This window comes from Paucibacter sp. Y2R2-4 (assembly GCF_025717535.1).
GTDB lineage: Bacteria > Pseudomonadota > Gammaproteobacteria > Burkholderiales > Burkholderiaceae_C > Paucibacter_A.
This window is the reverse complement of sequence record NZ_JAJIRO010000001.1, coordinates 104,131-114,253: the sequence shown is the minus strand read 5'-3', so window position 1 is coordinate 114,253 and position 10,123 is coordinate 104,131. Positions and strand designations below refer to the sequence as shown.

Genomic DNA, 10,123 nt, shown 5'->3' with positions numbered 1-10,123 from the left:
TTTGACTCTCAGCGGACGGTGTTCAATCCAGCACCGGGCCAGACAATTTCCACTGCCCCTTGGCATCCTGACAGAAGCGATAGACCCCCTCGTCCTTCAGATTGCCCCAGGCATTGGCAATGCGCAGATTGCGGCAATCCAGGCCGCGGCTTTTGCCACGCTCCAAGGCAGTCACTTGGCCGGAAGCTCGGGTCTTCTCGCTCTTCCACTCAAAGCTCGCACCCTCTTGCGGGCTGGCAATGGCCTGGTCGATCTGCGCTCGCAGCAGGCTTTGATCGGCCGTGCTGAAACGCGAGAAGGCCGAATTCTTCATGGCCTGCAGATTGGAATGGGCTTGTGCGGGGCCGGCAGCGGCCAAAGCCAGGACGAAGAGGATGGAAGTCGTTTTGATGATGGCACCTACATGAAGAACTGTCGGCCGGAAAGAATAGCTTGAATTCATGGCTGCCGTCCTCTGCAGCCCACCGACTTAGAATCGCGCCCCATGACCCGCCCCTTGATCCACCCGGTACCGAGCGCCTCCGCCATGCCTCAATCCAGCCATCTCATCAGCCCTCTCACCAGCCCGGATGGCCGCACTGATACCCGCCCTGTACGGTCCCAGTACGAGGACTTCATGCGCCATGTGTTCGAGCATGGCGTAGCCAAGACCGACCGCACCGGCACTGGCACCCGCTCGGTCTTCGGCCACCAAATGCGCTTCGACTTGAACGAAGGCTTCCCCCTGGTCACCACCAAAAAAGTGCATCTGAAGTCCATCATCCTGGAGCTGCTGTGGTTCTTGCGCGGTGACTCCAATGTGAAATGGCTGCAAGAGCGCGGCTGCACCATCTGGAATGAATGGGCGCGCGAAGACGGTGGCTTGGGGCCCGTCTACGGCGTGCAATGGCGCAGCTGGCCCAAGGCCGATGGCAGCCATGTCGACCAGATCGCCGAGGTGGTCAAGCAACTCAAGCACAACCCGGATTCGCGCCGCATCATCGTCAGCGCCTGGAATGTGGCCGAGCTGGATCAGATGGCGCTGATGCCTTGCCACGCCTTTTTCCAGTTCTATGTGGCCGAGGGCAAGCTGTCTTGCCAGCTCTACCAGCGCAGCGCCGATATCTTTTTGGGTGTGCCTTTCAATATCGCCAGCTATGCGCTGCTGACTCAGATGTTGGCGCAGCAGTGCGATCTGGCACTGGGCGACTTTGTCTGGACCGGCGGCGACTGCCACATCTACAGCAATCACTTCGAGCAGGTGCAAACCCAGCTGGAGCGCGCGCCCCGTGCCTATCCGACGATGCAGATCAAGCGCCGGCCTGCGTCTATCTTTGAATACGAGTTCGAAGACTTTGAGCTGAGCGACTATGACCCGCACCCCGCCATCAAGGCGCCAGTGGCGGTATGACGACGCTGACCTTGATTGCCGGCGTAGCGCGTGGCGGCGCCATCGGCCGTGGCAATGAGTTGATCTTCCGCGTGCCTGAGGACATGGCGCACTTCAAAGCGCTGACCCTGGGCCACACCGTCATCATGGGCCGCAAGACCTGGGACTCAATCCCGCCGCGCTTTCGGCCCCTGGTCGAGCGGCGCAATCTGGTGCTGACTCGCCAATCCGATTTGACATTGGACGGCGCCGAGGTCTTCACCACGCTGCAAGCGGCTTTGGACAGCTGTGCTCATGAGGACGAAGTCTTTGTGATGGGCGGCGCGGAGATCTATGCCCTCGCCCTGCCCTTGGCCGATCGCCTGGAACTGACCGAATTCGATGCCGAGGCCGTGGGCGCGGACGCCTTCTTCCCGGCCTGGCGCGCAGAAGACTTTGAAGAAGTCTCGCGCCAAACCCATTTCAGCCCGGCCGAGCGCGGCCATGGCTGGCCTTACCACTTTGTGCGCTATCAGCGCCGCAACACCTGATTCCATAGGAGATACGACCGATGTCCGGACACGGCTTTCACGTCCACGGCCCGCATGACCATGAGATGGAGCATGCGGCTCAACATGAACCCAAAGGCATTGCCGGCAAGTTGGCGGTGATCACGGCGATCTTGGCCACCATTGGCGCGATGTTCTCCTATATGGGTGGCGCCACCCAGGCCAACGCTGGCCTGTACAAGAACGATGCGGCCATCAAGAAGACCGAGGCCTCCAACCAGTGGAATTACTACCAGGCCAAGAGCAGCAAGCAGAATATGGCCGAGCTGGCCCTGGTGCTGGTGAGCGACGAGAAGAAGGCCAAGTACGCCGAAGAAATCGAGCGCTACAAAAAGGAAAAGGCCGAGATCAAGGAAAAGGCCGAGGCTTTTGAGGCCGAGTCCAAAGACTTTGATCACAAGAGCGAAGAGCAGATGCACCAGCATCACCGCTGGGCGCAGGCCACCACCGCCTTGCAGGTATCAATTGCTTTGGCCGCCATCACCTTGCTGACCAAGAAGCGCTGGATGGAAATGGGCACCCTGGCCATGGGCGCCGTGGGCATTGTGCTCGGCGCGTTGGCCTGGATGCACATCTAAGCAAGCAGCTGCGCCTCAGCGGTTCTCCAGCCGCGAGTAATCAAACAAGCCAGCCTCCCAAATGGGTCGCTGGCTTGTTTTTTCCAGCAGCTGGTCGCTGTACGGCCAGAACCCAGGATCGGTACGGCGCACACCATAACGCTGCATCAAGGCGGCATAGTCTGACTCTGACTTCAGCTGGCTGACTTCGCCAACAAAGCGCTTCAGATCCGCCTCCTCCACCCGCAGCAAGGCATTCGGGTAGGCGCCGACAAAGCCCTGCAAGACCTGCAAGCGGTCTTCCTCGGGCACACGTTTTTTTTCCTCGCCAAAGGGCGAGGCCACATTCAAGTGGGCGCTGTGGCGCAGCAAGGTGAAGGGCTGGCCAGCCCCTGAGCCCGAGGTTTGCAGCCACAAATAGCTGACCTCGGGCATCAAGGTGGCGGCGCGGCCCTGCAGTGTTGAAAGTTCATGCAATTGCGCTTTGCTGGCAGCGGGCAGCCAAGCGGTGTCAATGCGATGCTGGCCGCCATCCAGGCCGGCATAGTGCTGGCGCAAGAGGCCAAACAACTCGGGCAAGGGTTCATCGGTCTTGAAGCGCAGGCCGGTCTCTTGATCGAAATAGGCACGCATGGCGCTCAGTTGCTCAATATGCGCAGGGCTGGCGCCGCGGTACCACTGGTCATGCACCGCCTGACGCGAAGCCTTGGGCAGCAGGGCCAAGAAGTTGAACTCGCCCTCCATGCGCAAGAAGTCCATATACAGGCGCGTCGCCAGTTGGTGACCAATATTGCCGTAGATGTCGAAGCCGCTGACCAAGAGATAGTAGATGCGCTCGAACAAGGCGAAGTCCAGCACCAGCACGGTCTGCGGCCGCTCGCCATGCAAGCCTTGCACCACCGAGGCGCTGTCGAAATGGCGGAAAGCCGTCAGCGCTGCATTGGGGTTAGGCAGCTCGCCGGCCTGACGCCCCGACCACAAGGTCTTCAGGGTCACGGGCGACTGCGCACCAAAGCGGGCGTTCATGAACTCGCTCTTGCGCTGCAGATACTGCTGCTCCAGCTTGGCATAGCCGCGAAAACTCAGCAGACCCGCTGTGCTTTCATGTTCGGCCGGCATGCGCAGGACGTCCAGACTGCCCGCCAAAGCATCTTCATCCTGGCTTTGCACCTCGATGCCAGGCTGGGTGAAGAAGACCCAGAAATAGTCGTTGATGACATTCAAGGCCACTTGGCCCCGGCACACCGGCCCCTTCATAAAGGCCGCAAAGATGAATTGAGCTTCATCCAGCAAGAAACGATGGCGCGACTCGACTGGCAAAGCCCGGAAGGCGACAAAGGGGTTGGAGGCCACCGCGACTTCGTAGCTGGGCAAAGCGTTCAAGGCATAGCTGGGCTCCAAAAACCAGCGTTTCAGGCGCGCCATGCGAGCGCTGTTCAAGGCCAGCGGCAGATGGGTTTTGTTGATGACGCTTTCTTGGTGGGGGCGCAGTCGGTAGTAGACACGCGCCACGCCGGGGTCGTCATAGGGGCGACGGGTCGCAATCGGCGCAATGGCCTGGCCCGGCGGGGTGGCCGAGCGCACGAGCTGGTAGAACTGCTGAGGCTGATTGCCCGATCCAGCGGTCTTGGCCTCATCAAAGTACAAATGTCCCACGAACCAGTGTTCATAGACATAACGACTCATCAGCTGGGACTTCAAATTGTCCGCGTTCAGGAAGCGCTCCCAGTGTTCAATTTGGGCCAGCTCCGACGCAGGCAAGGGCTTGGGTGCGCTGCGCGGTGCGCCAAAAGCGAGCCAGCTGCTGAGCAGGCGGTGCTCGGGCTCGCTCAGCGCCGGCAAGCCAAAAGGCATGCCCCACTGCGGATGTTGGGCTTCAAAAGCATCCATTTGCTCAATGCGAGGGCATTGCGCCTTGCGGTCAATGGAGAGGTCAAAGTCCTTCTCTGACAGCAAAGCATCGGTGTTCTGAGGAGCGCGCTGCTTGAGGGTCAACAAACGGTGCATCACGCCGGCCTCGCGATTAGCGGCCAGGAAAGACTCGCGCTCATTCAGGACCGGAAAGAAGCCCTGGCTGCGCCAGTCGGCATTGCTTTGCGCGTCCAGATACAGGCGCGTCGGGTTGGCGGCGATCAGCCGGTTCGCATAGATGTCGCGGGGATTGGCACCGCGGGTCAGGCCTTCATAGCTGCTGAGCTTGAGCTGGCAAGGGGCGTCATAGCAGGCATGGCAAACCACACAACGCTTGTCCAGCAAAGGCTTGATCTGGCGGTCATAGTCCATCACCTGCCGCTGGCCGGCCAGCAGCGGCTGGGCGGGCGCGTCAAACTTCGCAGGGTCGGCCGGCCCAAATTGCTGATCCAGGCGCTGCTCGATTTGCGTGGACAAGACGGCCGCGCAGCCCATCAAACTGAGCAGACTCAGGGCTGCCAGCCATGTGCGCCAAGGCAGGAATTTGCTTCTCATCAGGGCTCCGCCGGTGAATGACTCCGGCGGCATTTTCGCCGCGCTCAGCCCCCCCCCGTGGAAGCCAGCGTTGTATTTGCCCCTTGTCCGTGTGAATTTGGCGCTAGCCCCGAGGCGGCGCCTTCACTGGACTCTGCCTCAGGCGCCCTCGCGCACCGGCAGACCGTGGGCGCGCCAAGCCCCCATGCCACCGGCCAAGTTGCGCGCTCGGGTGTGGCCGTGATGCAGCAGGTATTGCAGCGCTTGCATGCTGCGCCCACCGGCGGCGCAGGCCAAGATCAGGTCCAGATTGCGCGGCAATTCTTGATGTCTGCGCTCCAGCTCACTCAGCGGCATGCAAATGACGGCGGGCGCGTCGTAAGCCATGCGCGCGACTTCATGGGCTTCACGGACATCCAACAAAGCACAGTCACCCGCACGCAAGGCGGCCAGCGCGGAGATGGGGTCAATCTGTAGCAGTTGAGTACTCATGGTTCGGGGCTCCTTCGCTGTTCTCGGATGGGTGGGCGCTGTTTCTCTAAGCTGAAGAGCCACAGCCTTGCTCAGTCACAACACACGCAAGCCTTGTTTGCTGATTTGAGGTCTTGCTCCGGCCTCATTTGACTATTTGCGTGATTAGTTAAATAATAAGTTAACAAGATCCAACTGTCCAGCGAATTGAAGCTCGCTGAGAAGCCATGAAGCCACTGACGCCTTCTTCCGCCCAGCCGCTCAAGTCCACATCCTTGCTGCGTAGCCCTGCCTGGCTGGCCTTTGCTTTGACCGCCACTGCGGCGGGCATTTTGCTGAGCGCGCAGGTCGGCGCGGCCGGTCCAACCACTAACGCCCCGAAGGCGCCTGAGTTGAAGACCTTGTTGATAGCCAAACAAGCACAGCTAGGGCAAGACAGCCGCGACGCCGTGGTGGAGGCTCAGCGGCAAACCGTGGTCGCAGCACAAGTGGCGGGCGCCATCGTGCACATGGAGGTCAAGGTGGGTGACCGGGTCCATGCCGGTCAAGTCTTGATGCGTATCGATGCCCGTCAAGCCGAACAAAGCGCCCAAGCCAGTGAGGCCCAAGCGCAGGCTGCACGCGCTCAAGGCCTCTTGGCGGCGCGCGAGTTCGAGCGCCAACAGCAACTCTTCAAGCAGAACTACATCAGCCAGGCCGCGCTGGAGCAAGCCGAAGCCCAGTACAAGGCCACCCAAGCGCAGGTGCAGGCGCAGCTGGCCCAGGTCGGCGTGGCGCGCACCCAAAGCGGCTTCAGCATTGTGCGCAGCCCCTACGCCGGCGTGGTGGCCGATGTGCCTGTCAACCTTGGAGACATGGCCATGCCGGGCCGCGCCTTGGCAACCATCTACGATCCGAGCGCGCTGCGCATCACCACCCATTTGCCTCAGAACCTGAGCCAAAGCCTGAGCCGTCAGCTGCAGGTCCAGCAAAGCGCTGGCAAGCCAGCGCAGGGGCAGATCCGCATTGAGTTGCCGGGCCTGGGCGCGGCCGGCCGCAACATCACGCCGAGCCAAATCCAGATCTTGCCCACCGTCGATGCAGCATCGCTGACCCAAGAGCTGAGACTGGACCTGCCTGCAGGACTCAGCGGCGTGGTGCCGGGCATGTTTGCGCGGGTGCTGTGGTCCAGTGATTTGCTGAGCAAGTCCCCAACAGCTCTCGCGGGCAAACCAAGCGCTGCCCTTGAGCCCTCAGCGGCGCCCTTCCTGGTGCCCAGGTCAGCGCTGCTGCGTCGTGCCGAATTGATGGCGGTCTATGTGCTGGACGGCAAAGGGCAGCCGCTGCTGCGCCAAGTTCGCGTCGGCAAGATCCAAGGCGATCAACAAGAGATTCTCAGCGGCCTGAACGCCGGTGAAAAGTTGGTGCTGAATCCGCAAGCCGCGGCCAGCAAGCGCTGAGAGGAGCCGCAAGCATGAAGCCGACAACTCCAGAAAGCAGCAGTGAGAACAGCCCGATGGGCATCTCGGGGCGCATTGCCGCCTTCTTCCAAAGCGCGCAGATCACGCCTCTTCTGGCCCTGGTGGCGCTGCTCTTGGGTGTCTTTGCCGTGATGGTGACGCCGCGTGAAGAAGAGCCGCAGATCAATGTGACCATGGCCAATGTGCTGATCCCCTTCCCCGGCGCCAGTGTGCGGGATGTGGAGCAGATGGTGGCGACGCCGGCGGAGCAAGTGCTGTCGCAGATCACCGGGGTTGAGCATGTGATGTCGGTCTCCAACCCCGGCATGGCGGTGATCACGGTGCAGTTCAAGGTCGGCGTGCCGCGCACCGAAGCCTTGGTGAGGCTCTACGACACGGTGAATGCCAATGCCGATTGGCTGCCGCAAGGCCTGGGCGTGCTGGCCCCGCTGATCAAGCCCAAGGGCATTGACGATGTCCCCATCCTCACCCTGACCCTCTTCAGCCGCGACACCGACACCGGCGCCTTTGATCTCGAGCGCGTGGCGCACAGCATGGAGATCGAACTCAAGCGCGTGCCTGGCACCCGCGAGGTCAAAAGCCTGGGTGGACCGGGGCGCGCGGTGCTGGTCGAAATGGACGCCGCCCGCATGAACAGCGTGGGCCTGACCGTGGCCGATCTTCGCCAAGCCTTGCTGTCGGCCAATGCGGGCATGCCCTTGGGCGAGCTCTTGCAAGGCAATCGGGCGATTGCGCTGGAAGCCGGCCCTTTTCTTGAATCCCCACGGGACCTGGAGATCTTGCTGGTCGGGGTGCGCGCAGACAAGCCGATCTATTTGCGCGACGTCGCCAAAATTGTCGATGGCCCCGCCACGCCGACGCGTTATGTCTGGCACGGCATGGGCGGCGCCGTTGAAAAGTCGCAGCACTTTGAAGCACCAGCCATCACGATCTCGGTCACCAAAAAGGCCGGCGAGAACGCGATCGATGTGGCGAATGCAGTGATGCAGCGTGTGGACGGCTTGCGCAACACCGTCATCCCCGCCAATGTGGAAGTGAGCGAAACACGCAATTACGGCGCCACCGCCAATGACAAGGCACAAAAGCTGATTCAAAAACTGATGTTTGCCACCGCATCGGTGGTGGCCCTGGTCTTTGTGGCTCTGGGTCGGCGGGAGGCCGCCATCGTGGGCGCCGCGGTGATCCTGACCCTGACGGTCACCTTGTTCGCCTCCTGGGCCTGGGGCTTCACCTTGAACCGGGTGTCGCTGTTTGCGCTGATCTTCTCCATCGGCATCTTGGTGGACGACGCCATCGTGGTGGTCGAGAACATCCACCGCCACCAGCAGTTGTTCCCGGGCAAGAGCCTGGCGCAGATCATTCCCAGCGCGGTAGATGAGGTCGGCGGCCCCACCATCTTGGCCACCTTGACGGTGATTGCCGCCTTGCTGCCCATGGCTTTTGTGTCCGGGCTGATGGGCCCCTATATGAGCCCCATCCCCATCAATGCCAGCATGGGCATGCTGCTGTCTTTGGCCATCGCTTTCGTGGTGACGCCCTGGCTGGCGCGGCTGGGCATGAAGGCCTTGCCGGCCGACCACGGTGGCGACCCGAACGCGCTGCACGGCTTGTCCGCCAAACTGGCGCCGCTGTTTGAGCGCGTCTTCAAGCCGCTGCTGGACGTGAAGCGCGGCGCACGCAATCGCGGCATTTTGGGCCTGGTCGTAGCCGGGCTGATTGGGCTCTCGCTGCTGTTGCCGGCCACCGGCTTGGTGCTCTTGAAGATGCTGCCCTTTGACAACAAGTCTGAATTCCAAATCATCGTCGACATGCCGGCGGGCACGCCGCTGGAGCAAACCGCCGCCGTGCTGCGCGAGTTGGGCGCGCAGCTGTCTGAAGTGCCCGAAGTGACGCACTACCAGGCCTATGCCGGCACGGCAGCACCGATCAACTTCAATGGCTTGGTGCGCCAGTACCAGCTGCGCACCGGCAGCAACCAGGGCGACCTGCAAGTCAATTTGGTGGACAAGCACCATCGCAAAGAGCAAAGCCACGCCATCGCGACTCGTCTGCGTCCGGCCTTGCAGGAGATTGGCCGCCGGCATGGCGCCAATGTGAAGGTGGTCGAAGTGCCGCCAGGCCCGCCGGTGCTCTCGCCCATCGTCGCTGAGATCTACGGGCCCGAGGCCGAAGGCCGCCAGGCGGTGGCACGCCAGGTGCGGGCGGTGTTTGAGAAAGCCGAGGGCTTGGTCGATGTGGACGACAGCAGCATCGCCGCCGCGCCGCGCAAGCTCTTGCTGATCGATCGCAGCAAGGCCTCGCTCTTGGGCGTGCCGCAGCAGGCCATCGTCAGCAGCTTGCGGGCCGGACTGGCCGGTGAGGCCGTCAGCTATCTGCACGGCGGCGCCAAGTATCCAGCCGCGGCCACCTTGGTCTTGCCGGCCAGCTCACAAGGCGATTTGAACGCGCTCTTGTCTCTGAGCGTTCGCGCGGCCAACGGCAAGCTGGTGCCCATCCAAGAGTTGGTGCAAATCAGTGATACCGAGCGCGAGCAGCCGGTCTATCACAAGGATTTATTGCCCATGAATCTGGTGGTGGCCGATATGGCAGGCCGCTTGGACAGCCCGCTTTACGGCATGTTCGGCATGCGCAGCGCTTTGCAACAAATCACCGCGCCAGATGGCGCTCGCCTGCAGGAGTATTTCATCAGCCAGCCGCAAGACGCTTACCGCGGCTACGCCATCAAGTGGGATGGGGAGTGGCAGGTGACGTATGAAACCTTCCGCGATATGGGCTTGGCCTATGCCGTTGGCTTGGTCTTGATCTATTTGCTCGTGGTGGCGCAGTTTGGCTCTTACCTCACGCCCTTGATCATCATGGCGCCCATTCCCTTGACCATCATTGGCGTCATGCCCGGTCACGCCTTGCTGGGCGCGCAGTACACCGCCACCAGCATGATTGGCATGATCGCCCTGGCCGGCATCATCGTGCGCAACTCCATCTTGTTGGTGGACTTCATCAACCTGCAGGTGCGCAGCGGCATGCCGTTTGAGCGGGCGATTGTCAGCTCAGCTATCACCCGCGCACAGCCCATCATGCTGACCGGCATGGCCGCCATGATGGGCGCCTTCTTCATCCTGGACGACCCGATCTTCAATGGTCTGGCCATCTCGCTGATCTTCGGCATCTTTGTCTCCACCGTGTTGACGCTGGTGGTGATCCCGACGCTCTACTACATGGCCTACCGCCATCGCTTGCAGGCGCTGACGGGCAAAGCCGACTGAGCCCATCTAT

The 10,123-nt window shown here is 61.7% G+C and carries 8 protein-coding genes; 5 read left to right on the top strand and 3 right to left on the bottom strand.

What is annotated here, in order from left to right:
* Positions 1 to 22: 22 nt before the first annotated feature.
* A complete protein-coding gene (locus LNV06_RS00470) occupies positions 23 to 442 on the bottom strand; it encodes a hypothetical protein (RefSeq protein ID WP_263536282.1) in 420 nt (139 codons plus the stop codon).
* Between the two features lie 84 nt (positions 443 to 526).
* On the opposite strand from LNV06_RS00470, the gene LNV06_RS00465 reads away from it, so the two are divergent.
* From LNV06_RS00465 to LNV06_RS00455, 3 genes are read left to right on the top strand one after another with little or no spacing between them, the layout of a single operon-like run.
* Complete coding sequence (locus LNV06_RS00465; protein WP_318013448.1) at positions 527 to 1,390, top strand: thymidylate synthase; 864 nt, start codon at positions 527 to 529, stop codon at positions 1,388 to 1,390.
* A complete protein-coding gene (locus tag LNV06_RS00460) occupies positions 1,387 to 1,899 on the top strand; it encodes a dihydrofolate reductase (RefSeq protein WP_263536281.1) in 513 nt (170 codons plus the stop codon). Before LNV06_RS00465 ends, LNV06_RS00460 begins: the two co-directional genes overlap by 4 nt.
* A 20-nt stretch (positions 1,900 to 1,919) precedes the next feature.
* The gene (locus tag LNV06_RS00455) at positions 1,920 to 2,495 is read left to right on the top strand and encodes a DUF4337 domain-containing protein (RefSeq protein ID WP_263536280.1); all 576 of its coding nucleotides are present in this window, start codon (positions 1,920 to 1,922) and stop codon (positions 2,493 to 2,495) included.
* A gap of 15 nt (positions 2,496 to 2,510) precedes the next feature.
* Here the strand turns inward: LNV06_RS00455 and LNV06_RS00450 are convergent, their stop codons facing one another.
* Together LNV06_RS00450 and LNV06_RS00445 are read right to left on the bottom strand one after the other, a co-directional pair.
* Positions 2,511 to 4,940, bottom strand: a complete 2,430-nt coding sequence (locus LNV06_RS00450) for a fatty acid cis/trans isomerase (RefSeq protein WP_263536279.1) — start codon at positions 4,938 to 4,940, stop codon at positions 2,511 to 2,513.
* A 138-nt stretch (positions 4,941 to 5,078) separates the two neighbouring features.
* Complete coding sequence (locus LNV06_RS00445) at positions 5,079 to 5,411, bottom strand: rhodanese-like domain-containing protein (RefSeq protein ID WP_263536278.1); 333 nt, start codon at positions 5,409 to 5,411, stop codon at positions 5,079 to 5,081.
* Positions 5,412 to 5,617: 206 nt separating this feature from the next.
* On the opposite strand from LNV06_RS00445, the gene LNV06_RS00440 reads away from it, so the two are divergent.
* Positions 5,618 to 6,829: an efflux RND transporter periplasmic adaptor subunit gene (locus LNV06_RS00440; RefSeq protein WP_263536277.1), complete on the top strand. Its 1,212-nt coding sequence runs from the start codon at positions 5,618 to 5,620 to the stop codon at positions 6,827 to 6,829.
* Positions 6,830 to 6,843: 14 nt separating this feature from the next.
* Positions 6,844 to 10,113, top strand: a complete 3,270-nt coding sequence (locus tag LNV06_RS00435; protein WP_263536276.1) for an efflux RND transporter permease subunit — start codon at positions 6,844 to 6,846, stop codon at positions 10,111 to 10,113.
* Positions 10,114 to 10,123: the final 10 nt, after the last annotated feature.